The following is a 24,578-nucleotide window of genomic DNA, read 5'->3' as shown; positions in this document are numbered from 1 at the left end:
GGTAAAAAGTACCTGACCATGGATGGAGCTGAATAGGTGAAATCAGAGGGTAAACTGGAAATTACAGACGAATTGTTGCTTTATCGAGAGCAGCCATGAATACACTAACAGCAAATGATGCAAAACGTAATTTTGGTGAACGACTTTTAAACGCCCAACGTAAGCCTATTAAAATTAGTCAAAACAACAAGGACGCTGTATTGGTCATGTCTAATAAGGATTATGAAGAACTAAAAACTAAGAAAGTTGACTATATTAAGCATTGCTTTGAAAACGCAAAAAGAGACTTAGCTCAAGGTAATGTAGTTGATGGTAAAGACTTCTTGGATACTTTATAAAACATTATGTAAAAGAGTAGTAAAAAATCCAGAAATTGGGCGTAGCTGTAATGACATTTATCCAAATGGTTTTTACTTTCCTATTGGTAAACACACTGCTTATTTTATTAAAGAAGATGGTTTTATAATGATTGTTGCCGTACTAAACCAATCTCAGCTTCCTGAAAACCACTTATAATTGCAGCCTCCTTTCACAAAGCCAACACCTCTCACTGCAAACAGCCAACCCCTTTTAATGAAATTTCTTGAGTATTCGCGCCACTTTGGTTTTTATGTTGAATGATCAAACGTGAATCTTGGCTAGTAAAGGTAAAGGTTCCGAGCCAAGGTAGCTGGGCTATGGGTTGCATGTGGTAAAAACCATTGGCATCAAAGCATATAAATGAGAACTCATGATGTACCGGGGCAAATACGCCATAATCAGCGGTAAATACAGCAATGTTGTCTTGCAGTATAAAATATTTCGCTTGCGTGCCCGCTACTAAATACCAAAAGCATATTGCTGTCATTATCACCACTTGTAAGCCGCCAAGTAAAAAGACTGAAAATTTAAGAATACGGGTCGATTTACTGGCTTCCATATAAAGGCGCTTTGCTTTGAGTAATAACCAAAGCCCAATGGCAACCATAGTGAGCTTTACAATCATCAGTGCTACGCCTATTTGATACATCAGCTTAGGGCTGTGCCATTGAATGCCAAATGTTTGCGGGATAAACAAACTATCAATTAAGGGCAGTAAAATGAGTAGGAATGGCAGAATAAGCGCTTTGTTTTTCATTATTTACTTTTCTAGTGTTCTCGCAAAGATAAGAGTTCAATGTTAATTCTTGGACTCTAAAAAAGCAAAAAGGCGCAACCTGAGGTTACGCCTTTTATCGTTCTGGGCAGAACTTAAAATTTACAGTGCAGCGAATACATCGTCTGTTTTAGCAGCACAGATAAAATCATTTTTGTGTAACCCTTTGATAGAGTGGCTCCACCAAGTAACAGTTACTTTGCCCCACTCGGTTAACAGACCTGGGTGGTGACCTTCTTCTTCAGCCATATCGCCCACTTTATTAGTGAACTCAAGTGCTTGCTTGAAGTTTTTAAACTTGTAAACACGCTCTAATTGCATAATGCCGTCGCGCACTTCAGGAACCCAATCAGGGATCATTTTGATCAATTCTGCTAATTCAGCATCAGATACTTTAGGCGCATCCGCACGACACGCTTCACACTTTTGTGTGCTTAATGAAGACATTATAAATCCTTAACTTGCTAATTTTTCTTTAGGAGGAAACTTTGGCTCATGTAGCCCTAATTCTTTTGCTTTACTCACCAGCGACATGATATCCATTTGTGAAATATCAAATAAGTCATTGATTGAGTTAATGGTGTAGTACACAGGCTGCATAATATCAATACGATAAGGTGTACGTAATACATCAAGCACGTTCATCGCATTGATTTCTGGCTTATCTGAGTACACGTATTGTGTTTCGCCTGGGCTTGATAAAATACCACCACCATAAATTCGCAGACCTTGTTCGGTTTGCATTAAACCAAACTCAACAGTAAACCAGTAAAGGCGTGCTAAATAAACACGATCTTTCTTTTCAGCGGCATAACCTAACTGACCATATTTGTGTGTGAACTCAGCAAATGCTGGGTTGGTAAGCATCGCACAATGACCAAAAATCTCGTGGAAAATATCTGGCTCTTGTAAGTAGTCAAACTCTTCACGGCTGCGAATAAAAGTCGCTACTGGGAACTGCTTGTTTGCTAGTAATCGAAAGAACTCATCAAAATCGATCAGTGCCGGAACAGGCGCAACTTGCCAGCCCGTTGTTTCGAGTAACACTTCGTTGAGTTCACTAAGTTGTGGAATACGATCTGTTGGTAAATTAATTTTCTTAAGACCTGCTAAATATTCATCACAGGCTTTACCTTCAATGCAAGTGAGTTGGCGAGCAACTAGCTCAGACCATATTTTATTTTCTTCTTCGCTCCAATGGATAACCCCATTTTCATCAGGTTGCTTGGAGGTGTAATTACTTGCTTTAGCCATAATAACCTTCTTCGTTAAATCTTGATCAGCATTGATCAGAATCTCATTAACTTGTTAAGCCGATACTATGTAAAAGTAAGCGAAATTTTAATAGTTAAGGCTGTTTCTAAGGTTTGCAGAAACAGCCCCAACGTAAAGTTAAGGTTACACCAAAAGAACTAAAAGTTTACACACCACATTTTTAAAGGGCTAAAAGCAAACACAACCGTAAACTTTAAATTACAACCTAACCAATAAATGTAAATGCAGTTTTAAGATCGTTAATAATATCGTTAACATCCTCAAGACCAACTGATAATCGAATTAGACCATCACTGATCCCAGCAGCTGCTCTTTCTTCGGGTGTATAAGGCGAATGTGTCATCGATGCAGGATGTTGAATGAGGGTTTCAGCATCCCCTAAACTCACAGCAAGGGTACAAAGTTGGGTGTTATTTATAAATGTTTCGCCATCTTCAAGGCTGCCTTTTATTTCAAAGGCAATAACACCACCAGCGGCTTTCATCTGTGAGCCAATAAATTGATGGCCCGGATGTGATTTAAGCCCAGGGTAATAAACTTGGCTAACTAACGGGTGTTGCTCTAAATATTCAGCAACCACTTGGGCACTTGCACAGTGGCGCTCCATGCGTACAGCAAGGGTTTTTAAACCACGATTAATTAACCATGCATCATGAGGACTAATCGTTGCACCAATATCTTTTAGCACCGTCATTTTGATTAGGTTGATATGCTCCTCTGTGCCACACACAAGCCCTGCTACCACATCACCATGGCCATTTAGGTATTTAGTTGCGCTGTGTAACACAATATCAATACCAAACGAGGTCGGTTGCTGTAGCAAAGGCGTTAAGAAGGTATTGTCGATAACGCTTATCAGCTGATGCTGCTTGGCAACATCGGCAATTAAACTTAGATCAAGCACCGCCATGGTCGGATTAATTGGCGTTTCAGCAAAAATCATTTTTGAATTGGCTTTAACCGCGCCGCGAAGTTCAGCTTCATTGGTCATATCAACAAAAGTAACTTCGATACCAAAGCGCGGCAACATGTGAGCAAAAAATGCAAAGGTACAACCGTATAACGCGCTTGATGCGACTAGGTGGTCACCGTGTTGTAAAAAGCTAAGCACAGACGCAGACACCGCCCCCATACCCGTTGCTGTGGCAGCCGCTGCTTCACAGTTTTCTAACTGAGCTACTTTTTGTTCTAGCTCTTGGGTTGTCGGATTACCTAAACGGGTATAAATAAAGCCCTGCTCTTCACCAGCAAATCGGGCTGCACCTTGGGCTGCATTAGCAAAAGAGAAGGTAGAGGTTTGGTAAAGTGGCGCACTCAGTGCGCCATGTGGGTCATTTGGTTTTTCTGGACCGTGAATACATTGTGTATGTAAGTGATGCTTAGTCATTGTGTGTTCTCGTTTTTATTATCAGTACTTCATACTCATAAATAAAACGTAGATACCCACAATGCACAAGCATGCCGGATGCTCAGATGGCTAAATATCACTCAGCTGTTTTTATTAACTGTACACAAAAGTTGTCATTTTGTATTTTCGGTCTCTTTGTCGCTCGTACGTGAGGCAATTTTACGGGCAATACTATTGGCGGTTTCTTTTAGCAAGCTGCGCTTATGCTCTAAGCGAGGTAATGGGCGACTAAGCTCCATCGCTTTATACCCTATACGCGCGGTAAAAATACCTGCACTTAGCCCTTGCGCTGCTCGGCCCGACAATTTCCCCAGTAATTCAGCGCTTAGTGCCGTTGCTGCTAAATCTGAAACTAACTCTGCACTACCAACAAACAATACTTGTTTCACTAATAAGCGGTACAATTTAATACGGCTTGCATAACCAAAACCAATACCGTAAATACGGCCAATTTGCTCAATGAGCTTAGTGCCACGCCATAGCACCGCCATCATATCAACTAAAGCTAGTGGGCTTAGCGCAACCAATAAGCCAGACTCAGTGGCAAAACGGTTAATCAGTTTTTTCGCTTGCTGATCTTGGCTTACCAATAAGCTATCGGCGTATAAGGTCATGATTTCTTTATCGGTATGGTGACTTGCTATTTGTTGCTTAAACTCTTCAAACCCAGTAAGCGTTTGATGTTTATTAAGCTTTTCAAGCCACGGTAATGCTTCACCTACTTGCTCGCTATTGAGTAAGCGGTCGGCCTCGGTACGATGCAATTGATTACGCTTCAAACTTCTTAGCATGCGGTACTCGCGCCAAATAACACGGGCAATCAGCAGCACACCACTGAGAACAGCCGTTAAATACACCGAACCTAAAATAATTGATTGCTGAAACGTCACAAACAATGACAGTGCAAACTCAAGTAACACTAACGCTAAAAAGCTAACAACAAACACCCCTTTTAGGGTTTGCCATTTCGACTTTTTATACACAGGCTCAAGCTCAATGCTATCTTGCTGATCTTCTTCAGTGTCGATAAATTCAGCGTTTTCTATCACTTTAGCAACAGTTAACTCCTCTGTAGGAGCTTCGTTACTTGCAGAGCTTGAAATACGGCGACCTGCCTGAAAGTTCATCTCCTTTGGTTGCTCACTCATGTTAGTTTATCTCCTATCAGGTACTGCATGACATGATCTAAACGAATATGCTTTAACCGTTTATCAGGGCATGGCAGTGGCGAAAACGATAAGAACTCAAAGCCCTGTTTTGGCCACTCTTGTTTGTTGAGAAGGCGTGACGGTGGCTGCGGTGGTAAATACGTTAGCCATTCTTGCTCGCCTAAAGGCTTGCCATAAATACAAGCTAACTGTTGGCCTTTCTCAGCCACTTGGCGCGGCTCTGTAGCGCAGATAGATGACATTGCCATGGTTTCGATTTGCACGCCTTCGAACTTTAAATGATTCGTTCGGTCATGCACGATTGAATCAAGCAATAGCGCTAAGTCTTTATGATATTGCGCACTAATATGATCTGACTTATTGGCCGCAAACAGTAGCTTGTCGATGTTTGGTTTAAACAAACGTTTAAAGAAGCTCGCTTCACCATAATTAAAGTGCGCCAACAATTGGTTAATAACACGGCTTTGCTCATGCAAGGTTTCGCTGCCTTCATTCAAGGCGCTGAGCACATCCACCAGCACAATTTGTCGGTCAAAATGACGAAAATGCTGCTCGTAAAAAGGTTTTACAACCTCTTTTACATAGGCGTTATAGCGCTTTTTAAGATGCGCTAAATTCGACCCTTCGGTTATGTCATCAGGCACATTCGCAACCGGGAAAAACTGCAGTAGCGGCGCTCCTTTAAGCTCGCCTGGCATCAGCATGCGACCAGGTTGCAGCATGGCAAGTTTGGTGTCTTTTTTAAGGCCCACTAATAACTGCTGATAAAGCGAAGCGACATCAGCAAGTTTGCTCTCATCAACACTGGCTGATAAATCAAGTTCAGCAAGGGCTGTTAAAAATGGCTTCGCTTTTTCGTTGCGTGCTGTTTGCTGCAAGAGTGAGTATTGTGACTCACACCAATCAGCAAATGATTGCTCTAGCATTGGCAAATCAAGTAGCCATTCACCAGGGTAATCAATAATGTCTAAATAGAGCGTTGATTGCGGTGCGAAGTGACCGCGTAGCCCCGAGTTACTTTGGTACTTAATTGCTAAACGTAGCGTATTTATACGCTCGGTAGATGCAGGCCATGCAGGCTCACCTTCAACAGGTAATAACGCTGATAAAGCATTTGTATATTCAAATGTCGGTATTGTCAGTGCTTGCTGCGGCACTATTTTTGTGGCGATATGACGCTTTTCGCGCATCACATCAAAAAAAGGTAAGTTTTTATCGTCAGCTTGGCTGGTTAAATGTTTAACCAAGGCGGTAATAAAAGCGGTTTTACCGCTGCCACTTAAGCCTGTGACGGCTAATTTCACGTGTTGATCTAAACTACGGTGAAGGGCTTTTTCCGCTTTATTTTTTAACGAATTAAAGGTGTTCTTTGCAAATGATTGGCTCATAAAGTGTCTAGCACCTTATTTGCGCTGGGTATCACGATGCAAACAAGGTGCGTATATATCCTTTAAAGTTTGTTGATTTCACGGCTAACCGTAAATTCTGTTGATGTGACATAGCGTTCCATCTCTTGTAAACGACCATCAACTCGAGCAAGACGATCTTTTAAGTCTTGCAATGCACGGCGAGGTGGTTCCCCTTTTTGCCATACTTTAAATTTTACTTCAAGCGGGTCTTGGTGAATGCTGTCTGTGCTTTTCTCTGTTTTTTCTGCTGGTTTTTTATCTAAAATAAACCAAGCAGCAATGTAAGCAACGACAATAAATGGACCACCTGATAATAGTACTGCTGTCACGACTAAAATACGTACTAGCCAAAGCTCCATGTTAAAGTAATCGCTGATACCTGCGCACACACCTGCTATTTTGCCACGCTCTGCGTCTCTAAATAATTCGCGTTTGGTACTCATACTTTACGTCTCCACTGCGGAGCCTCTTGGTCAAGTAAGGCTTCTAATGTTTCAACACGCTCTGCCATTTTATCTGCTTTTTGTGCAAGCTCTAATAATTGGCGGTGCTCGTGTTCACTTAAACCTTGGCTCACTTGTTTTTTACTACGGTAATGTAAAATTAGCCAAAGTGGGGCAACAACCACCATAAAAACAATAATCGGTGCCATCAAAACTTCTGCGTCGAACATGGTACTCTCCTGTCAATCCGTTATGTGTTTAAGCATTGGGGGACATGCCCCCATTTATTATTTTTTATCTGCTAGTTTTTTCTTAAGCTCAGCTAGTTCATCATCAATCTTTTCGTCTTGCTGAAGACCAGCAATTTCGTCAGCTAATGATTTTTTACCAAGATCATAAGACTCTATTTGTGATTCTAGACCATCGATCTTAGTTTCGTAACGTTCGAAGCGGTTTAAAGCGTCTTCAACTTTCGAGCTGTCGAGTGCTTTTTTAACTTCAAGACGTGACTCAGCAGAGCGTTGACGTAAGATGATTGCTTTTTGACGCGCTTTTGCATCAGCTAGCTTCTCTTGTAACGTGCTGACTTCTTGCTGTAGTTTCTCGATATGAGACTCTACATGCTCAAGCTCAGTTTCAACCGCTGCGACTGCATCTGCTGACTTTTGCTTTTCAATCAGTGCTGCACGCGCTAAATCATCACGGTCTTTATTTAGTGCTAATTCAGCTTTTTCTTGCCAGTCTGCAACTTGAACTTTTAAAGTTTCAACGCGACGTACTAGCTCTTTTTTCTCAGCAAGTGTTTTTGCTGATGTAGAGCGAACTTCTACTAATGTATCTTCCATCTCTTGGATGATCAGGCGAACCATTTTTTCTGGGTCTTCTGCTTTATCTAAGATGGCATTGATATTAGAATTAACGATGTCTGCAAAACGTGAAAAAATTCCCATAACATTTACCTCTTTGGTGTTTTAACTTAATCAGTTGGTATATCTAGTATCAATATGCTTGCCAACTTTTATAAACTTAGAATAACTTAATATATTCAAACAGTTAAACTAAATTTATAAATTTCTTTAGTTCTCATAGATAATGAAATACACTAGATCTTAGTAAAAATGACTAAGAGTTAGGGAATATGAGCCAATTTCGCCAGCAGGATAATTTACTCGGCCAATCTGACAGCTTTTTAAGTGTGCTTGATCAAGTTTCGCAACTAGCCAGTTTAGAAAAGCCAGTCCTTATTATTGGTGAGCGCGGTACGGGTAAAGAACTTATTGCAGCCCGTTTGCACTTCTTATCTAAGCGTTGGGACCAAAACTATATAAAGCTCAACTGTGCAGCGCTCAACGAAAACCTGCTCGAAAGTGAATTATTTGGTCATGAAAGTGGTGCATTTACCGGTGCCAGTAAACGCCACGAAGGCCGCTTTGAACGTGCTAATGGCGGTACGCTATTCCTTGATGAATTAGCCAATACCTCGGCGATGGTACAAGAAAAACTACTACGCGTTATTGAATACGGCGAATTTGAACGCGTTGGTGGTAAGCAAACCGTTAAAGTCGATACCCGATTAGTCTGTGCGACCAATGAAGACTTACCAACCCTAGCTGAGCAAGGCGAATTTAGAAGCGACTTACTCGACCGCCTCGCCTTTGATGTTATTACCCTGCCCCCGCTGCGTGAACGCCAAGAAGATATCATGTTATTGGCAGAACAATTTGCAATTAACATGGCTCGCGATCTTGAGTGGGAGCTATTTAGTGGCTTTACGCGTAGCGCCATCGAAACGCTACAATCTTATGAGTGGCCGGGTAATATTCGTGAATTAAAGAATGTGGTTGAACGTAGTTTATATCGTCATGGTAACGAACATATTCCCGTTCACCAGATTATTTTAGACCCATTTGCGAGTAAATTTAGACCTAAACAGCGCGTTAAAGCTGCAGTTAGCAGTGCCCCTGTTGCAAACGTCGAAGCTGCGCCTATCGCCACGACACAAAATCAAGACGTTGTGACACTCAATAAGCCCGACATTCAATTTCCTTGTAATTTAAAGCAGCTGTCTAACGACTTTGAAATTGATGTCATTAAAAAAGCGCTTGAACATAGCCAATTTAACCAAAAGAAAACTGCAGAACACTTAGAATTAACGTATCATCAATTACGTGGCTATTTGAAAAAATACAATTTATTAGATCAGCAGCAATAGTTAGAGGCTAATCAGGTGTTTAAACCGTTACTTGCTTTGTCTTTGGTGTGCTTAGTAGGCTGCCTAGATAACGAAGAAAAAACCACAGAACAAAAAAACCAGGGCTTAGTCTATTGCGCTGAAGCAAACCCTGTGTCGTTTAATCCGCAAGTGACAACGACAGGTTCGACTATCGATATTATCGCCAATCAGCTTTATGATCGCCTGTTAAGTATTGATCCGGTGTCTGCCGAGTTTAAAGCAGAGCTGGCAACTGATTGGAAAATTAGCCCAGACGGCAAAGCAATTACCTTTACCCTGCGTAAAGGGGTTAAATTTCATACCACAAAATACTTTACTCCAAGCCGTGATTTTAACGCTGATGATGTAATTTTTACCTTTAGCCGCTTATTCGACGTTTATAACCCTTATCACTTTGTTGGCGATGCCAGCTACCCTTATTTTCAAAGTGTGGGTATTGATCAGCTTATTCGTCGCATTGTGCGTGTTTCTGATTACCAAGTACGGTTTGAGCTTTATAATGCTGAAAGCAGCTTTTTAGCAAACCTTGCAACCGACTTTGCCGTGGTGTTATCCGAAGAATACGCCATGCAGCTTAAAGCACGCAATCAAGAAAACTTATTTGACCAATACCCTGTGGGTACTGGCCCTTATGTATATAAAGAATATCGTCGCGACCGTTTAATTCGCTATTACCGTAACCCTGATTACTGGAAACACCCTGTAGTACTTGAGCAACTGGTGTATGACATTACGCCAAACGGCACCACACGCGTTGCGAAAATGCTCACCAAAGAGTGTGATGTTACTGCGCACCCAAGCAGCGCACAGTTGAGTATTTTATCGCAACGCGAAGATATTAAAGTTCAAAAAGAGCAAAACTTAAATATTGGTTATTGGGCCTTTAACACTGAGCGCCCGCCTTTTGATGATGTACGTGTACGCCAAGCACTCGCAAGCGCCATTGATGTCGATAAAATCATGCAAGCGGTATATTACGGTAACGGCATTAAAGCGCAGTCATTACTGCCTCCTGCTTCTTGGGCATTTGAAGCGCAAAAAGCCATGCCTGAATTTAACCCTGCACTTGCCAAAACATTACTCGCAGAAGCTGGCTACAAAAATGGCTTTGATATGAATATTTGGGCCATGCCGGTAAGCCGTATTTATAACCCCAATGCCCGTAAAATGGCTGAGCTGATGCAAAGTGATTTACGCAAGATTGGTGTGAACGTTAATATCGTCGAGTACGAATGGAATACCTTTTTACAACGAATTGGTGAACATAGACACGATAGCGTGTTACTTGGTTGGGCTGCAGATACGCCAGACCCTGATAACTTTATGAGCCCATTATTAAGTTGTACTGCGACTTTCAGTGGTAAAAACCCAGCAAATTGGTGTCACCCTGAGTTTGATTTATTACTTACACAAGCCTTAGATACAACAGATCTTGAAAAGCGTAAACAATACTACAATCAGGCACAGCGGATCATAGTGCAAGAGCTGCCTATTTTACCGATAGCCCATGGTATGCGTTTTCAAGCCGCAAGTAGTGATGTTAAAGGCATCAGCTTAAGCCCGTTTGGTGGCATTTCACTAGCTAACGCGAGGAAAGAATAATGATCCTAGATTATATTCTGCGCCGCTTAGCACTGTTAATGTTTATGATGCTGACACTGAGTATCTTTACCTTTTCATTGAGCTTTTTGTTCCCGGGTGATGCGCTAACTAACTTAAGCGGTATTACCAATAGCACCTTCTCACAAACCAGTGCACTTGAAGAAAAGTTCCACTTTACCGAAAACTATGTGGTGCAATACTTTGCCTTTTTAGACCGTATTTTACACGGCGATTGGGGTGTCTCTTTTGCATCAGGCGAAAGTGTTTTTCAGCATATTCAAGATTTATTTCCTGCAACGCTAGAGCTTAGCCTTTACGCATTGTTTGTCTCGGTTGCTGTGGGCGTACCGGGTGGTATTTTAGCTTCTGCTTACTACAAACGATGGCCAGACAAATTTATAAACTCAGGCACGCTTATTGGCTACTCGATGCCTGTTTTTTGGTTAGCGCTATTGTTGATCATGGTGTTTTCACTACAACTAGGTTGGTTTCCGATGTCGGGCCGTATGGGTCTACTTTACGAAATTGAACCAATTACCGGCTTTATTTTAATCGATATCATATTAGGTGACTTTCCGTATGATGGCATGGCATTTTTAGATGCAATACACCACCTAACCTTGCCTACTATTGTACTTGCCATGTATCCGACCACAGTATTGGTTCGCTTTACCCGCGACTCTATGCTGAAAGTACTCGATCAAAGTTACATTAAAACAGCACGCGCTAAAGGCTTAAACCGTGCACAGCTGATCCTTCACCACGCTCTGCGTAATGCGCTGCTACCGGTTATAAAACAAATAGGTTTACAGTTTAGTACCTTGATCACCCTTGCGATGATCACCGAAGTTATTTTCTCATGGCCGGGCATTGGTCGTTGGCTTATCGATAGTATTTATCAGCGCGACTATCCTGCGATTCAAGGTGGCTTACTCGCTGTTTCTATGTTCGTTATTTTAGCTACCATTATTGCTGAGCTCACTTATACATTATTCGACCCATTATCGCGGAACCAAGCTCATGGCAAAGTTTAATTTATTCTCTGAAGAGTCGAATAAATCGCCGTTAGCGCGATTTTGGAAAAAATTTAAAACCAATCACCCTGCCCTTGTGGGTTTATGGTTGTTTATTGCTTTAGTGTTACTGGCCGTGTCTGCACCACTCCTTGCACCTTATGGCGTGAACCAACAACACAGCGATGCACTGCTGTTACCGCCATCGTGGCATGATGCAGGTGACGTACGCTTTTTATTAGGCACCGACGATTTAGGCCGAGATGTGTTATCGCGCTTAATGAATGGTGCAACCTACACCTTTGGTTTGTCGGTTGTCGCCGCTTTGATCACCACAGTAATTGGGGTGTTAGTAGGTACTTTTGCTGGGATCAGCCGGGGAATTCGCTCAAGCTTTTTGAATCACTTGCTTGATATTACGTTATCTATTCCATCGCTGTTACTAGCCATCATTATTATTGCGATTCTTGGCCCGGGCTTAATGAATACAGTATGGGCGATTATTTTAGCTTTACTGCCTCAGTTTATTCACTCGGTACGTAACTTAATTGTTGAAGAGCTTAACAAAGACTACATCACGGCATTTAAACTGGATGGTGCGTCAAACTGGCATATTCTCGCCCGTGGTATCTTCCCGAATATTTACGAGCATATTGTGGTTATTTTTACCATGGCGCTTTCTACCGCTATTTTGGATATCTCGGCACTTGGCTTTTTAAAATTGGGCGCACAGCCCCCAACCACAGAATGGGGTGCTATTTTGGCTGAAAACCTTGGTTTAATTTACCTTGCCCCTTGGACTGTTGGCTTACCGGGCGTATTATTATTTTTAGCAGTACTGTCTACCAATTTAGTAGGTGACGGTTTACGCCAAGTGCTTAAAGAACGTAAGGCCGACTAATTATGCAATTACTCGATATTCGCAATCTCACGATAGAGTTACGCACCTCAGATACCGTTATTCGTGCGGTTGATAGAGTCAGCATGACCTTAAAAGAAGGTGAAGTGCATGCTTTAGTTGGCGAGTCTGGCTCAGGTAAAAGCTTAATTGCAAAAGCCATTGTTGGGGTTTTAAATAAACGCTGGCATATCACCGCTGATCGCATGCATTGGCGTGGTGTTGATTTAATGCGCTTATCTAACGAGCAACGCCGTAAACTAGTAGGTCAAGACATTGCTATGATCTACCAAGATCCGAGTCGCTGCCTAGATCCAACTGCCAAGATATTCGACCAAATTGCCGAGACCCTGCCTGCGCAAGCAACCAGTGGCTTTTTCTTAAAGCGAAATAAACAGCGTAAAGACAGAGTAAAAGCGTTAATCCACAAGGTCGGTATTAAAGATCATAAAAAGGTGCTCGACAGCTACCCTCATGAGCTCTCTGAAGGGATTTGTCAAAAAGTGATGATTGCCATGGCCATTGCGCGTACCCCAAAACTATTGATTGCCGATGAGCCAACTACCGCCCTTGAAAGCACCACGCGTGCGCAAGTATTTAGACTGTTAAAAAGCTTGAACCAGCTAAAGAACATGTCGATTTTGATGATTTCTCACGAACTTGAAGAAATTGTTGAGTGGTCTCATGGCATGCATGTTCTTTACTGCGGACAAATGGTTGAAGCTGGCCCAACTAATCGTATTTTTAGTCAGCCATATCACCCTTATACTCAAGCACTGTTAAAAAGCTTGCCTGACTACGAGCAAGGTCTGGCTCACAAAGAGCCGTTTTATGCTTTAAAAGGCACCATTCCGACCTTGCAGCATTTGCCAATAGGCTGCCGCTTGGGTCCACGTTGCCCACAAGCACAAAAAGAATGTGTGGTTACCCCAAAATTGACCAAGCATCATAGTCATAGTTATGCCTGCCATTTCCCATTAATTAAGGCGATGAAATAATGCAACCACTGCTCAAAGTTCAAGCGTTATCAAAGAGTTTTAACCTGCGTGCAGGCTTGTTTTCACGCAAACGATTCTCTGTTTTAAGAGATATTTCGTTTTGCTTAGGGCAAGGTGAAACCATTGCAATTATCGGCGAAACCGGCTCAGGCAAAAGTACCTTAGCTAAATTACTCTCAGGAGCCGATAACGCTGATAAAGGGCAAATTTTGCTCGATGGTAATATCATCGAAAATGATGGCTTGCGTGATAACGACTGTCGCCACATTCGTATGATCTTCCAAGACTCTGAGGCGTCGTTGAACCCGGGTTTAACCATTGGCGACATGCTTAACGACTGTTTACAGTACAACACTGACTTAAACAAAGAAGAGCGTGAAGATAAAATAAAACAAACCCTCGCAAAAGTGGGTTTGCTTTTAGATCATCAGCACTATTACCCGCATATGTTTAGTAGTGGACAATTGCAACGTATAGCGCTTGCACGGGCTTTAATTTTAGACCCTAAGGTTGTAGTGCTCGATGAGGCGTTATCGTCTCTAGACCCGTCTGTACGCGCACAAACGGTAAACTTATTACTGCGTCTACAAAAAGATACTGGCCTTAGCTATGTGCTTATTACTCATCACCTAAGTTTGGTGCGTCATATTAGCGACCAACTTGTGGTACTTGATCACGGTGAGATTGTTGAATACGGCCAAACTGAAGCGATTTTCCAAAACCCGCAATCAAGCGTAACGCAGAAACTGTTGAACTGCTGATAGTGAACTCTCAGCTGTCAGCCGTAAGCTATCAGTTTGATTCGGCGTTAAAACGCCTCCTACGCGAGCGGTTTGATCACTCAATTAACTCTACTCTTGCAGCTTTACTCTTTCCCCTTGTTACTTTTCACTCGTATCAAAACTTTTTATACATCCCTTGGCTTTGTGGTGCGACAAACTTGTAGCCAAGCTTTTCGTAAAAGCCAGGTTTGTCAGCGACCATAGTGACATAACTACCTTCAAAGGCGGCAGATTCAATGTAGCGGTCAACATGTTCCATAATGACACGCCCTAACCCTTGTCCTTGATATTCAGGTGATACTGCAATATCAACCACTTCAAAATTACAACCGCCATCACCAATAACGCGGCCCATGCCAATCAACTCATCGTTTTTACGAATACAAATAGCATAAAGAGAGTTTGGTAACCCCGCCTTTGCAGCCGCTAATGAACGTGCTGATAAGCCAGCTTTGAGGCGCATATCACAGTACTCTTCTGCGCTTGGTAGCTGCTCGATCAGACTGTACTCCATAAATGCTCCTTGTAACTTGCATTACCTTTAACGGTAACAAAAAAGGCGCCAGTAGGCGCCTTTTATTTAACTCAGTTTGCTAATTATTTTATTCAGCAGCTTGAGTCGCTTGCGGTACTTGCACTTCAGCTTGTGCTTTTAGTGCTGCAATAAATACCATGTAGTTTTTATTCACTTGAGCCATAGTGATGTTTTGCTTTTGTTGCTCATTAATCTCAACTTCAGTCGCTGGATTAACTGCTTTTAACGCAACAATTGCCGCATCGCCATTGTTTAGGTCAACAACTTCAACCTCTGGTGCACCTTGTGGGTGAGCCATTTTGAAAGCTTGTTGAACAATAGCTGGTGACACTGTGTAAGCTTGACGAGCAAGTGCAGCTTCTTGGCGTACTGTTAGGCCTTCAGCTTGTGCAACTTCGTTTAGGCTCTTACCAGCTTCGATCTCAGCGTATAGAGTGCGTGCTTTTTCTTTAGCAAGCTCCGATGCTTTTTGTGAAACTAACGTCGCCTTAATTTGCTCAGAAACATCTGCTAGTGCTTTCGTAGTCGCAGCTTTGTGATCGTTTACACGAACAACAACAGCATGCTCATCGCCTACTTCAATTACTTCTGAGTTCATGCGGTCTTCTAACACTTCAGGTGAGAAAATAGCAGTAACAACTTGTGGGTTGTTTAACGGCTCAGGTAATGCATTGCGAGTAACAAGTTCTGTTTTCTGTACTTCAACGCCTGCTGCTTCTGCTGCATCAATTAAAGTATCTGAAATTTCGAACGCAAGCTCACCCATTTGAGTTTGCTTTTCATAGAACGCATTAATTTTCTTAGTACGCTCAAGTTCAGCGCGAAGCTCATCTTTTACGTCAGCATATGGTTTAACTTGCTGTGTTTGAATATCAGTAAGTTTGATGATGTGATAACCAAACTCTGATTCTACAACGTCAGAAATGTCGCCTTTGCTTTCAAGTGCATACGTTGCATCTTCAAACGCAGGGTCCATCATGTCACGTTCAATCCAGTCTAGGTCGCCGCCCATTTCTGCACTCACTACGTCATCAGAAGATGACTCAGCTAGCTCAGCAAAATCAGCACCGTTTTGTAACTGCGCTAGTAGCTCTTCAGCTTTCGCTTTTGCTGCATCGTCGTCTTCGCTGTTATCAATTAAGATGTGCGATACACGACGTTTTTCAGGCTCAACATATTGTGCACTGTTTTGATCATAGTAAGCTTTGATATCTTCTTCTGAAACACTTGAATCAAGCGTTAAGGTAGCTGCATTTAAGTCAATGTAGCTTACAGACACTTGCTCTGGTGCTAAGAATTGCGGTTGATTCAACTCATAGTAATCAGCAATTTCTTGCTCTGTTACTTCGATACCTGCTTGTAATGATTCTTTAGCAACAACTAAGTAATCAATACTGCGCGTTTGCTGTTGTAGAGCAACGCTGTTGTTTAATTCATTTTCTAAGATGAAATCTGTACCAGCAACAGCACCTACTAATTGGCTGCGTGTCATGTCTTCACGTAAATATTCACGGAAAGCATCTGGTTGGAAATTCATTTGACGAATAACTTGTAAGTAGCGGTCGTTGCTAAACTGGCCGCCTACTTGGAAGTAAGGCATTTCTAAAATTGCTTTACGAACACTTTCGTCACTTACACGAAGACCTAATTCTGCCGCTAGTTGAGTTTGCAATTCTTGTTGTACTAAACGGTCGATTACGCCTTGGCGAATTTGTGCCATGTAATTTGGATCAGCAGCGATTTGTGCGAAGTATTCACCAAATTGTTGTTCTAAACGGTTACGTTCGTTTTGGTATGCACGGCTGAATTCGGTTTGGCTAATTTTAACTCCATTTACTTCTGCAACGGGTTGCTCTGTGGTTTGTCCTAAATAACCACCGATCCCAGCTAAAGCAAAAGATAAAATCACCGCGCCTAAAATAATTTTGGCTGCAGGTCCCTGCGAACCTTCTCTGATTTTCTCAAGCATTTATCTATCTCTATTCTGATCAGGTACAAATTAACCCTGCTCATGTAAAAAAAGCGTATCTTACCAGATACGCTTTTTCACTTGAAGTAACTGGTGATAAGTTACCTAAATTCAATTTAAGTGTGATTAGGTATCTCTCACCAACTAATCTTTAATGATTAGTTTACTGCGTCTTTCAGCGCTTTACCTGCTTTGAAAGAAGGAATGTTTGCTGCAGCAATCTGGATAGTCTCACCAGTTTGCGGGTTACGACCTGAACGCGCTGCACGCTCACGTACAGAGAAAGTACCAAAGCCAACTAGCGCTACTGAATCGCCATCTTTAAGAGCGCCTGAAACAGCCTCGATGAATGAATCTAGTGCACGACCTGCAGCCGCTTTAGAAATGTCAGCGTCAGCTGCGATTTGATCGATTAATTGAGATTTATTCACAATATCATCCTCTTTCATTGTTATTATCAAGAGCGATTGTTTTTATAAAAAATAACATCACTGTTTTGAAAATTTATGAGCAAATTAAGTTTATGCTCAGTTTATTATATTTTTCTCAACCCTAGGCCACATAAGGCCTAGGCTTGAAAACTAGTGCTTAACTTATCATACCCTTTGTATTTGAAAAGCCCCTAAATGCACTTTTTTGCGGTTTTTTACTGGTTTTTTACTGGTTTTTTTCAGTTTCGACAGAAAAACTCTCAACTGGGTGCTTCAAAGCCAGTTTTAAAACGTCATCAATCCATGTAACTGGGTGAATTTCAAGGCCCTCTAATACGTTGTCTGGGATCTCTTTTAAGTCACGTTCGTTAATTTTTGGAATAATAACGGTTTTAATTCCACCACGATGCGCTGCCAATAGCTTCTCTTTTAAGCCACCAATAGGTAATACTTCACCACGTAATGTGATTTCACCTGTCATTGCAACATCTGAGCGCACTGGGTTACCCGTTAAGCTCGATACCAAACCAGTTACCATGGCAATACCAGCACTTGGGCCATCTTTTGGTGTTGCACCTTCTGGCACGTGAACATGAATGTCACGTTTCTCATAGAAGTCGCTATTAATGCGAAGTTTTTCAGCACGATTACGAACGACCGTCATCGCAGCCTGAATTGACTCTTGCATTACATCACCAAGCGAACCTGTGTAAGTTAGCTTGCCTTTACCTGGTACAGCTGCAGATTCAATAGTTAGTAAATCACCACCTACTTCAGTCCACGCAAGACCCGTTACTTGGCCAATACGGTCACCGTCTTCTGCTTTACCATAATCAAAGCGTTGTACACCTAAGAACTCTTCAAGGTTGTTATCGTCGATAAGGACCTTTTTAGTGTCTTTATCAAGCAGGATGTTTTTAACTGCTTTACGGCATAGTTTTGACACTTCACGCTCTAAGTTACGAACGCCCGCTTCACGTGTGTAGTAGCGGATAATGCCAATAATTGCGCTGTCAGCAATTTCAACTTCATGCTCTTTTAAACCATTGCGCTTAACTTGTTTTGGAATCAAGTGTTGTTTAGCAATGTTTAGTTTCTCGTCTTCGGTGTAACCCGATAAACGAATCACTTCCATACGGTCTAATAATGGACCTGGAATATTAAAGCTATTTGATGTTGCCACGAACATCACATCAGATAAGTCGTAATCAACTTCTAAGTAGTGATCGGCAAAATGGCTGTTTTGCTCAGGATCAAGTACTTCAAGTAATGCTGATGCTGGGTCGCCACGCATATCTGATGACATCTTATCGATTTCATCTAATAAGAATAATGGGTTCTTTACACCAACTTTAGTCATATTCTGGATTAACTTACCAGGCATAGAACCAATGTAAGTACGGCGGTGACCACGGATTTCCGCTTCGTCACGAACGCCACCTAATGCCATACGCACATATTTACGACCTGTAGAACGTGCGATTGACTGACCAAGTGAAGTCTTACCTACACCAGGAGGACCGACTAAACATAAAATTGGGCCTTTAAGCTTATTAGTGCGCTGCTGCACCGCTAGATACTCAATAATACGCTCTTTAACTTTATCTAAGCCGTAATGGTCACTATCTAAAATCTTTTGTGCGCCAGCTAAGTCTTTTTTCACCTTAGAGCGTTTTTTCCAAGGTACATTGATTAACGTATCAATGTACGAGCGCACGACAGTTGCTTCCGCCGACATCGGCGACATCATTTTTAATTTAGATAACTCAGCATTTGCTTTCTCTTGCGCTTCTTTAGGCATACCAGACTCTTCGATGCGTTTTTTAATTGCTTCGAATTCATCGGGTACATCATCAAGTTCGCCAAGCTCTTTTTGAATCGCTTTCATTTGCTCGTTGAGGTAATACTCACGCTGCGACTTTTCCATCTGCTTTTTCACGCGGGTACGGATTTTTTTCTCAACTTGCAGTAAGTCAATCTCACCTTCCATCAGTGCCATTAAGTATTCAAGACGCTCAGTCACATCGGCAATCTCAAGTACTTTTTGCTTTTCAGGTACCTTAAGCGGCATGTGTGCTGCCATGGTATCAGCAAGGCGTGCAGCTTCATCGATGCCAGACACAGAAGTAAGTACCTCAGGTGGGATCTTCTTATTAAGCTTTACGTAGCCTTCAAATTGGCTAATTGCGCTGCGAATAAAGATATCTTGTTCTTGCTCGTCGATATGGCTTGATTCGATGAACTGTGCTTCTGCCACAAAGAAATCATCGTTATCTAAAAACGTTTCAACGCTCGCACGTTGTGTGCCTTCAACAAGCACTTTAACGGTGCCATCAGGTAACTTTAATAACTGAAGTACTGTGGCAATGGTGCCAACACGGTAGATATCATCTTGCTGCGGATCATCAACAGAGGCGTCTTTTTGCGCCACTAGGAAAATTTGTTTGTCCTTGTCCATCGCCGCTTCTAGGCATTTTATTGATTTTTCACGACCAACAAATAGCGGGATCACCATGTGTGGATAAACCACTACATCGCGCAGTGCCAACACGGGGATTTCGACTCGATCTGTTCTCTCAAGCGTCATTATATTCTCTTCGCACTTCATTTATTTTAAAGATTACTCAAGTATATGGGGATATGTAAGGGAAAGTTCAACATATTTATAAAAAAAGGAGCCTTTGGCTCCTTTTTCGTGTTCAACTGCTTAACTTTTAAACTATTACAGCTTTATTCTGATGCAGCTTTGTCTTGGTTACCGCTTTGGTAAATCAAAATTGGGTCTGATTCACCTTTTATAACGGTTTCATCAATAACCACTTTGCTAACATCATCCATCGAAGGTAATTCATACATAGTATCAAGTAATACGCCTTCAACGATTGAACGTAAGCCACGAGCACCTGTTTTACGCTCCATTGCTTTATGAGCAATTGCGCTAAGTGCATCTTCGCGGAACTCAAGCTCAACATCTTCCATCGCAAATAATGCAGAGAACTGTTTGGTTAATGCATTTTTTGGTTCGCTCAGAATTTGAATAAGCGCCGCTTCATCTAGCTCTGTGAGTGTCGCAACAACCGGAAGACGACCGATGAACTCTGGAATTAAACCGTATTTCACTAAATCTTCTGGTTCAACATCTTTGAATGTTTCACTTAAGCTACGGCTACCTGATGATTGCTTAACTTCAGCACCAAAACCAATACCGGTATTTTTATGGCTGCGTTGTTCAATCACTTTATCTAGGCCAGCAAACGCACCGCCACAGATAAATAGGATCTTAGAAGTATCAACTTGCAAGAACTCTTGCTGTGGATGTTTACGGCCGCCTTGTGGTGGCACAGATGCAACCGTACCTTCAATTAGCTTAAGTAAGGCTTGTTGTACACCTTCGCCCGATACGTCACGGGTGATCGATGGATTGTCAGACTTACGAGAAATCTTGTCGATTTCATCAATGTAAACAATACCACGTTGTGCTTTCTCTACGTCGTAATCACATTTTTGCAGTAGCTTTTGAATGATGTTTTCAACGTCTTCACCTACATAACCTGCTTCAGTTAGTGTCGTTGCATCGGCCATCGTGAATGGTACATCAAGTAAACGAGCCATGGTTTCAGCAAGTAATGTTTTACCACTACCTGTAGGACCAATTAATAGAATATTACTCTTACCAAGCTCAATATCTGCATTGATTGTTTGATTGCGTAAACGTTTATAGTGATTGTATACCGCAACCGACAGCACTTTTTTAGCGTGGTCTTGGCCAATCACGTAATCATCTAAGTGATCACGAATTTCTTTCGGCACAGGCAGTTTATCAGACGCATTATGCTTCGGCGCAATGTCTTTGATTTCTTCCCTGATAATATCGTTACACAGCTCTACACATTCATCACAAATATATACTGAAGGGCCAGCAATTAGTTTGCGAACTTCGTGCTGGCTTTTGCCGCAGAAAGAGCAGTATAACAATTTATTACTTTTGTCGCCGTCTGTAGGAGTGTCAGACATTCAGCTACCTCATTTATTACGTTGGCAGTAGCACTGGGCTACTGCTAATTCACTATGTTTAACTATATCAAAGAATATCAGTTTTCGCATAGTAAAGGGTGATAGCTAACAATACGTTATTATTAGCTATTCAGATTACTTCGAATCGCGGCTTGAAAATACTGAGTCAACTAGGCCGTATTCAACTGCTTCGCTAGCAGTCATAAAGTTATCACGGTCTGTATCACGAGAAACCACATCGAGTGGCTGGCCAGTATGTTCAGCCATTAAACGGTTTAACTTATCTTTAATTGATAAAATTTCACGGGCATGGATCTCAAAGTCAGATGCCTGACCTTGGAAGCCACCTAATGGTTGGTGGATCATTACACGTGAGTTAGGTAAACAAAAACGCTTACCTTTAGCGCCACCTGATAGCAAGAATGCACCCATGCTTGCCGCTTGGCCAACACAAATAGTGCTTACATCAGGCTTGATAAAATTCATTGTATCGTAAATTGCCATACCCGCAGTCACAGAACCGCCTGGCGAATTAATGTAAAGATAAATATCTTTTTCTGGGTTTTCTGATTCTAAAAACAGCATTTGCGCAAGAATCAAATTAGCCATGTTATCTTCTACTTGGCCAGTTAAGAAAATAATGCGCTCTTTTAAAAGACGTGAGTAAATATCATATGAGCGCTCACCTTTAGCTGTTTGTTCAACAACCATAGGGACTAGTGCGTTTAGAGGGTCTATCATACCGCTATTCATTCTTATTTAATTCCTTATCCGCTGCGACTCATCCTTACTATAAGGAAAGCACATTTATACTAATGTAAGTTAAGCTGTCTATTCAATCTTTATAACTATATAGGAACTTATCAGAACAAATTCAATCCTCGCCGAAAAAAGTTCTGAAATAACATCAGTATTGTTGGTTTTTTTGAAACTGATACCACAAACTAAAATGGCCCGAGTACGCTGTATAAATACAGGGTAACACGAGCCATTTAATCGCTAGCGAGAGCTTAAGTCAATGACTTATTAAGCACCTTGCTGTGGATTCATGATGTCGTCGAATGCTTTTTCAACGTCAGTCACGTTTGCTTTAGCTAGGATAGCTTCAACTGCTTGCTCTTCCATCGCTACGTTGCGCATTTGCTGCATAAGCTGATCGTTTGCTTTGTAGTACTCTACTACTTCAGTTGGATCTTCGTATGCAGAAGCTACAGTTGCGATTAACTCTTCAACTTTAGCGTCGTCAACTTTAAGCTCGTTCGCTTTAATTACTTCACCTAGTAATAGGCCAGTCTTAACGCGAGTTACAGCTTGCTCGTGGAATAATTCAGCTGGAAGCTCAGGCATGTTTTTAGCGTCGCCACCGAAACGTTGTGCAGCTTGCTGACGTAGTGCATCAATTTCTTGATCTACTAGCGCTTTTGGCACTTCGATTTCGTTGTTAGCTAAAAGACCTTTGATAGCTTGATCTTTAACGTTAGCTTTAACTGCTTGGTCAAGCTCACGTGTCATGTTCTTTTTAACTTCTTCTTTAAGAGCGTCAACACCGCCTTCAGCTACACCGAATTTAGTTGCGAACTCGTCGTTAAGCTCAGGAAGCTCTTGAGTTTCAACTTTCTTAACAGTGATTGCGAAAGTAGCAGCTTTACCTTTAAGGTTTTCAGCGTGGTACTCTTCAGGGAAAGTTACTTCAGCAACAACTTCTTCGCCCGCTTTTTTGCCAACGATGTTGTCTTCGAAACCTGGGATCATACGACCTTGACCAAGTTCTAGTGGGAAGTCTTCAGCTTTACCGCCTTCAAACTCTTCGCCTTCGATAGAACCAACGAAGTCGATAGTTACACGGTCGTTCTCGCCTGCAGCTGCGTCAACTTCAGCCCAAGAAGCGTGTTGCTTACGTAGAGTTTCTAGCATGTTAGCTAGGTCTTCGTCAGTTACAGATACAGCTGGTTTTTCAACAGCAATTTTATCTAAACCTTGAATTTCAACTTCTGGGTAAACTTCGAAAGTTGCATCGAACTCTAAATCTTTACCAGCTTCTAACGCTTTAGGAGCGAAAGTAGGAGAACCAGCTGGGTTAATTTTTTCAGAAACGATTGCTTCGATGTAGTTGCGTTGCATTAATTCGCCAGCAACTTCTTGACGTACTGCAGCACCGTAACGCTTGTTGATGATAGACGCTGGTACTTTACCAGGACGGAAACCATCGATACGCTGGGTTTTAGACAGTTGTTGTAAGCGTTTTTTTACTTCAGTCTCAACGTTCTCTGCAGGAACGGTGATGGTCAGACGGCGCTCAAGGCCTTGAGTCGTCTCAACAGAAACTTGCATGATTTACCTCAATCTTCAATTTTGGCGACTGTTCGCCTTCCTTACAAACAAGGTGATCTCCATGAGTGATAGCAAGTTTTAACGCTGAATATTTCAACTTAAAACGGCGCATTGTAACCATGAGATACCATTGCTGCTTTGCCCCTATGGGCACTATGTTAAACAATAGACGCGGCATTATAACCTAATATTTATGATAGTCGAGTCTGGGGGGCAATTATTTGGCGTATATAGCAGCAATCAGCGTTTAAATGCGTAAAAAACGAACGCAACAAAATAACAAAGGAGAATTAAGCTGAATTAAAGGATGTATTTAGAAATTGAGAAGTGGTCGACGATACAGGATTTGAACCTGCGACTGAATTGGATATACCCAAACCAATTGTTCTTTGACCATAAATCTTTAAAAGTGGTCGGCGATGCAGGATTTGAACCTGCGACCCCTTGGACCCAAACCAAGTGCGCTACCAAACTGCGCTAATCGCCGATACTGAGAGAAGTTTTGAAAATAAAGACCACTTATTAAAAGTGGTCGGCGATGCAGGATTTGAACCTGCGACCCCTTGGACCCAAACCAAGTGCGCTACCAAACTGCGCTAATCGCCGATATCTTAGAGTAAATTGGGGTGACTGATGGGGCTCGAACCCACGACAACCGGAATCACAATCCGGGGCTCTACCAACTGAGCTACAATCACCACGGCATTTACATATTTTCAAATGGCGCACCCGGAAGGATTCGAACCTTCGACCAACGCCTTAGAAGGGCGTTGCTCTATCCAGCTGAGCTACGGGCGCATCGAAAACTTCATAAGTTTGCCTGTAAGCACCATTTACAAAGAGTAAAGTGGTCGGCGATGCAGGATTTGAACCTGCGACCCCTTGGACCCAAACCAAGTGCGCTACCAAACTGCGCTAATCGCCGATGCTTAC

24 protein-coding genes and 5 tRNA genes are annotated in these 24,578 nt (G+C 42.0%); 8 read left to right on the top strand and 21 right to left on the bottom strand.

Going from position 1 to position 24,578, the window contains the following annotated elements:
- Window positions 1-95 precede the first annotated feature (95 nt).
- Complete coding sequence (locus AN394_RS18990; RefSeq protein WP_054562057.1) at window positions 96-338, top strand: type II toxin-antitoxin system prevent-host-death family antitoxin; 243 nt, start codon at window positions 96-98, stop codon at window positions 336-338.
- Entirely contained in the window at window positions 310-516 is a 207-nt protein-coding gene (locus tag AN394_RS18985) for a type II toxin-antitoxin system RelE/ParE family toxin (RefSeq protein WP_082401586.1), read from the top strand. The genes AN394_RS18990 and AN394_RS18985 overlap by 29 nt, the downstream gene beginning before the upstream one ends.
- Window positions 517-547: 31 nt before the next feature.
- Here AN394_RS18985 and AN394_RS18980 read toward each other — a convergent pair whose 3' ends face one another.
- From AN394_RS18980 to pspA, 9 genes are all read right to left on the bottom strand, one after another.
- Window positions 548-1,117 carry a hypothetical protein gene (locus AN394_RS18980; protein WP_054562058.1) on the bottom strand — a complete coding sequence of 190 codons (570 nt, stop codon included), beginning with the start codon at window positions 1,115-1,117 and terminating at the stop codon, window positions 548-550.
- Between the two features lie 120 nt (window positions 1,118-1,237).
- Window positions 1,238-1,582 carry a 4a-hydroxytetrahydrobiopterin dehydratase gene (locus tag AN394_RS18975; protein ID WP_036969771.1) on the bottom strand — a complete coding sequence of 115 codons (345 nt, stop codon included), beginning with the start codon at window positions 1,580-1,582 and terminating at the stop codon, window positions 1,238-1,240.
- A 9-nt stretch (window positions 1,583-1,591) separates the two neighbouring features.
- On the bottom strand, window positions 1,592-2,389 hold the full coding sequence (phhA, locus tag AN394_RS18970; RefSeq protein ID WP_054562059.1) for a phenylalanine 4-monooxygenase: 798 nt from the start codon (window positions 2,387-2,389) through the stop codon (window positions 1,592-1,594).
- A gap of 226 nt (window positions 2,390-2,615) precedes the next feature.
- Complete coding sequence (gene megL, locus AN394_RS18965) at window positions 2,616-3,797, bottom strand: methionine gamma-lyase (protein WP_054562060.1); 1,182 nt, start codon at window positions 3,795-3,797, stop codon at window positions 2,616-2,618.
- A gap of 134 nt (window positions 3,798-3,931) precedes the next feature.
- Window positions 3,932-4,966, bottom strand: coding sequence for a TIGR01620 family protein (locus AN394_RS18960; protein WP_054562061.1), 1,035 nt, complete (start codon window positions 4,964-4,966; stop codon window positions 3,932-3,934).
- Window positions 4,963-6,375, bottom strand: a complete 1,413-nt coding sequence (locus AN394_RS18955) for a YcjX family protein (protein WP_054562062.1) — start codon at window positions 6,373-6,375, stop codon at window positions 4,963-4,965. Before AN394_RS18955 ends, AN394_RS18960 begins: the two co-directional genes overlap by 4 nt.
- A gap of 62 nt (window positions 6,376-6,437) precedes the next feature.
- Complete coding sequence (gene pspC, locus AN394_RS18950) at window positions 6,438-6,839, bottom strand: envelope stress response membrane protein PspC (RefSeq protein WP_054562063.1); 402 nt, start codon at window positions 6,837-6,839, stop codon at window positions 6,438-6,440.
- Window positions 6,836-7,069: an envelope stress response membrane protein PspB gene (gene pspB / locus AN394_RS18945; protein ID WP_036969793.1), complete on the bottom strand. Its 234-nt coding sequence runs from the start codon at window positions 7,067-7,069 to the stop codon at window positions 6,836-6,838. The genes pspC and pspB overlap by 4 nt, the downstream gene beginning before the upstream one ends.
- Before the next feature lie 57 nt (window positions 7,070-7,126).
- Window positions 7,127-7,789, bottom strand: coding sequence for a phage shock protein PspA (gene pspA / locus AN394_RS18940; RefSeq protein WP_054562064.1), 663 nt, complete (start codon window positions 7,787-7,789; stop codon window positions 7,127-7,129).
- 188 nt (window positions 7,790-7,977) lie between these two features.
- On the opposite strand from pspA, the gene pspF reads away from it, so the two are divergent.
- From pspF to AN394_RS18910, 6 genes are read left to right on the top strand one after another with little or no spacing between them, the layout of a single operon-like run.
- Window positions 7,978-9,051, top strand: coding sequence for a phage shock protein operon transcriptional activator (gene pspF / locus AN394_RS18935; protein WP_054562065.1), 1,074 nt, complete (start codon window positions 7,978-7,980; stop codon window positions 9,049-9,051).
- A gap of 15 nt (window positions 9,052-9,066) precedes the next feature.
- On the top strand, window positions 9,067-10,674 hold the full coding sequence (locus AN394_RS18930; RefSeq protein ID WP_054562066.1) for an ABC transporter substrate-binding protein: 1,608 nt from the start codon (window positions 9,067-9,069) through the stop codon (window positions 10,672-10,674).
- Entirely contained in the window at window positions 10,674-11,708 is a 1,035-nt protein-coding gene (locus AN394_RS18925; RefSeq protein ID WP_054562067.1) for an ABC transporter permease subunit, read from the top strand. The genes AN394_RS18930 and AN394_RS18925 overlap by 1 nt, the downstream gene beginning before the upstream one ends.
- Window positions 11,695-12,588: an ABC transporter permease subunit gene (locus AN394_RS18920; protein WP_054562068.1), complete on the top strand. Its 894-nt coding sequence runs from the start codon at window positions 11,695-11,697 to the stop codon at window positions 12,586-12,588. Before AN394_RS18925 ends, AN394_RS18920 begins: the two co-directional genes overlap by 14 nt.
- A 2-nt stretch (window positions 12,589-12,590) precedes the next feature.
- On the top strand, window positions 12,591-13,583 hold the full coding sequence (locus AN394_RS18915; protein ID WP_054562069.1) for an oligopeptide/dipeptide ABC transporter ATP-binding protein: 993 nt from the start codon (window positions 12,591-12,593) through the stop codon (window positions 13,581-13,583).
- The gene (locus AN394_RS18910) at window positions 13,583-14,344 is read left to right on the top strand and encodes an ATP-binding cassette domain-containing protein (protein ID WP_055022259.1); all 762 of its coding nucleotides are present in this window, start codon (window positions 13,583-13,585) and stop codon (window positions 14,342-14,344) included. Before AN394_RS18915 ends, AN394_RS18910 begins: the two co-directional genes overlap by 1 nt.
- Before the next feature lie 136 nt (window positions 14,345-14,480).
- Here the strand turns inward: AN394_RS18910 and AN394_RS18905 are convergent, their stop codons facing one another.
- The 12 genes from AN394_RS18905 to AN394_RS18845 all read right to left on the bottom strand — a co-directional run bounded on the left by AN394_RS18905 (window position 14,481) and on the right by AN394_RS18845 (window position 24,570).
- Window positions 14,481-14,879, bottom strand: coding sequence for a GNAT family N-acetyltransferase (locus AN394_RS18905; protein ID WP_054562071.1), 399 nt, complete (start codon window positions 14,877-14,879; stop codon window positions 14,481-14,483).
- 88 nt (window positions 14,880-14,967) lie between these two features.
- Window positions 14,968-16,869, bottom strand: coding sequence for a peptidylprolyl isomerase (ppiD, locus tag AN394_RS18900; RefSeq protein WP_055022258.1), 1,902 nt, complete (start codon window positions 16,867-16,869; stop codon window positions 14,968-14,970).
- Window positions 16,870-17,027: 158 nt separating this feature from the next.
- On the bottom strand, window positions 17,028-17,318 hold the full coding sequence (locus tag AN394_RS18895; RefSeq protein ID WP_175580427.1) for an HU family DNA-binding protein: 291 nt from the start codon (window positions 17,316-17,318) through the stop codon (window positions 17,028-17,030).
- A gap of 208 nt (window positions 17,319-17,526) precedes the next feature.
- Window positions 17,527-19,887 (bottom strand): endopeptidase La, encoded by a 2,361-nt coding sequence (gene lon, locus AN394_RS18890; RefSeq protein ID WP_054553146.1) that lies wholly within the window; start codon window positions 19,885-19,887, stop codon window positions 17,527-17,529.
- Window positions 19,888-20,030: 143 nt separating this feature from the next.
- Window positions 20,031-21,314: an ATP-dependent protease ATP-binding subunit ClpX gene (clpX, locus tag AN394_RS18885; protein ID WP_054562074.1), complete on the bottom strand. Its 1,284-nt coding sequence runs from the start codon at window positions 21,312-21,314 to the stop codon at window positions 20,031-20,033.
- 135 nt (window positions 21,315-21,449) lie between these two features.
- Complete coding sequence (gene clpP, locus AN394_RS18880) at window positions 21,450-22,067, bottom strand: ATP-dependent Clp endopeptidase proteolytic subunit ClpP (RefSeq protein WP_054562075.1); 618 nt, start codon at window positions 22,065-22,067, stop codon at window positions 21,450-21,452.
- A 273-nt stretch (window positions 22,068-22,340) separates the two neighbouring features.
- The gene (tig, locus tag AN394_RS18875) at window positions 22,341-23,645 is read right to left on the bottom strand and encodes a trigger factor (protein WP_054553149.1); all 1,305 of its coding nucleotides are present in this window, start codon (window positions 23,643-23,645) and stop codon (window positions 22,341-22,343) included.
- Window positions 23,646-24,055: 410 nt separating this feature from the next.
- A tRNA-Pro gene (locus AN394_RS18865) sits at window positions 24,056-24,132 on the bottom strand.
- Window positions 24,133-24,174: 42 nt separating this feature from the next.
- Window positions 24,175-24,251: transfer RNA gene (locus AN394_RS18860), tRNA-Pro, on the bottom strand.
- A 16-nt stretch (window positions 24,252-24,267) separates the two neighbouring features.
- Window positions 24,268-24,343 (bottom strand) — tRNA-His (locus tag AN394_RS18855).
- A 23-nt stretch (window positions 24,344-24,366) separates the two neighbouring features.
- Window positions 24,367-24,443: transfer RNA gene (locus AN394_RS18850), tRNA-Arg, on the bottom strand.
- Window positions 24,444-24,493: 50 nt separating this feature from the next.
- Window positions 24,494-24,570 (bottom strand) — tRNA-Pro (locus AN394_RS18845).
- Window positions 24,571-24,578 lie beyond the last annotated feature (8 nt).

Source organism: Pseudoalteromonas sp. P1-26 (genome assembly GCF_001401795.1).
In the GTDB taxonomy this organism is placed as follows: domain Bacteria; phylum Pseudomonadota; class Gammaproteobacteria; order Enterobacterales; family Alteromonadaceae; genus Pseudoalteromonas.
Note: the sequence above shows the minus strand (reverse complement) of the source record. Positions and strands in the feature narration are given on the sequence as shown.

Bases quoted from the DNA above. Each gene is read 5' to 3' on its own strand.
- AN394_RS18990 (WP_054562057.1), top strand. From the start codon at position 96: ATGAATACACTAACAGCAAATGATGCAAAACGTAATTTTGGTGAACGA.
- AN394_RS18985 (WP_082401586.1), top strand. From the start codon at position 310: ATGGTAAAGACTTCTTGGATACTTTATAAAACATTATGTAAAAGAGTA.
- AN394_RS18980 (WP_054562058.1), bottom strand. From the start codon at position 1,117: ATGAAAAACAAAGCGCTTATTCTGCCATTCCTACTCATTTTACTGCCC.
- AN394_RS18975 (WP_036969771.1), bottom strand. From the start codon at position 1,582: ATGTCTTCATTAAGCACACAAAAGTGTGAAGCGTGTCGTGCGGATGCG.
- phhA (WP_054562059.1), bottom strand. From the start codon at position 2,389: ATGGCTAAAGCAAGTAATTACACCTCCAAGCAACCTGATGAAAATGGG.
- megL (WP_054562060.1), bottom strand. From the start codon at position 3,797: ATGACTAAGCATCACTTACATACACAATGTATTCACGGTCCAGAAAAA.
- AN394_RS18960 (WP_054562061.1), bottom strand. From the start codon at position 4,966: ATGAGTGAGCAACCAAAGGAGATGAACTTTCAGGCAGGTCGCCGTATT.
- AN394_RS18955 (WP_054562062.1), bottom strand. From the start codon at position 6,375: ATGAGCCAATCATTTGCAAAGAACACCTTTAATTCGTTAAAAAATAAA.
- pspC (WP_054562063.1), bottom strand. From the start codon at position 6,839: ATGAGTACCAAACGCGAATTATTTAGAGACGCAGAGCGTGGCAAAATA.
- pspB (WP_036969793.1), bottom strand. From the start codon at position 7,069: ATGTTCGACGCAGAAGTTTTGATGGCACCGATTATTGTTTTTATGGTG.
- pspA (WP_054562064.1), bottom strand. From the start codon at position 7,789: ATGGGAATTTTTTCACGTTTTGCAGACATCGTTAATTCTAATATCAAT.
- pspF (WP_054562065.1), top strand. From the start codon at position 7,978: ATGAGCCAATTTCGCCAGCAGGATAATTTACTCGGCCAATCTGACAGC.
- AN394_RS18925 (WP_054562067.1), top strand. From the start codon at position 10,674: ATGATCCTAGATTATATTCTGCGCCGCTTAGCACTGTTAATGTTTATG.
- AN394_RS18920 (WP_054562068.1), top strand. From the start codon at position 11,695: ATGGCAAAGTTTAATTTATTCTCTGAAGAGTCGAATAAATCGCCGTTA.
- AN394_RS18915 (WP_054562069.1), top strand. From the start codon at position 12,591: ATGCAATTACTCGATATTCGCAATCTCACGATAGAGTTACGCACCTCA.
- AN394_RS18910 (WP_055022259.1), top strand. From the start codon at position 13,583: ATGCAACCACTGCTCAAAGTTCAAGCGTTATCAAAGAGTTTTAACCTG.
- AN394_RS18905 (WP_054562071.1), bottom strand. From the start codon at position 14,879: ATGGAGTACAGTCTGATCGAGCAGCTACCAAGCGCAGAAGAGTACTGT.
- ppiD (WP_055022258.1), bottom strand. From the start codon at position 16,869: ATGCTTGAGAAAATCAGAGAAGGTTCGCAGGGACCTGCAGCCAAAATT.
- AN394_RS18895 (WP_175580427.1), bottom strand. From the start codon at position 17,318: ATGAAAGAGGATGATATTGTGAATAAATCTCAATTAATCGATCAAATC.
- lon (WP_054553146.1), bottom strand. From the start codon at position 19,887: ATGACGCTTGAGAGAACAGATCGAGTCGAAATCCCCGTGTTGGCACTG.
- clpX (WP_054562074.1), bottom strand. From the start codon at position 21,314: ATGTCTGACACTCCTACAGACGGCGACAAAAGTAATAAATTGTTATAC.
- clpP (WP_054562075.1), bottom strand. From the start codon at position 22,067: ATGAATAGCGGTATGATAGACCCTCTAAACGCACTAGTCCCTATGGTT.
- tig (WP_054553149.1), bottom strand. From the start codon at position 23,645: ATGCAAGTTTCTGTTGAGACGACTCAAGGCCTTGAGCGCCGTCTGACC.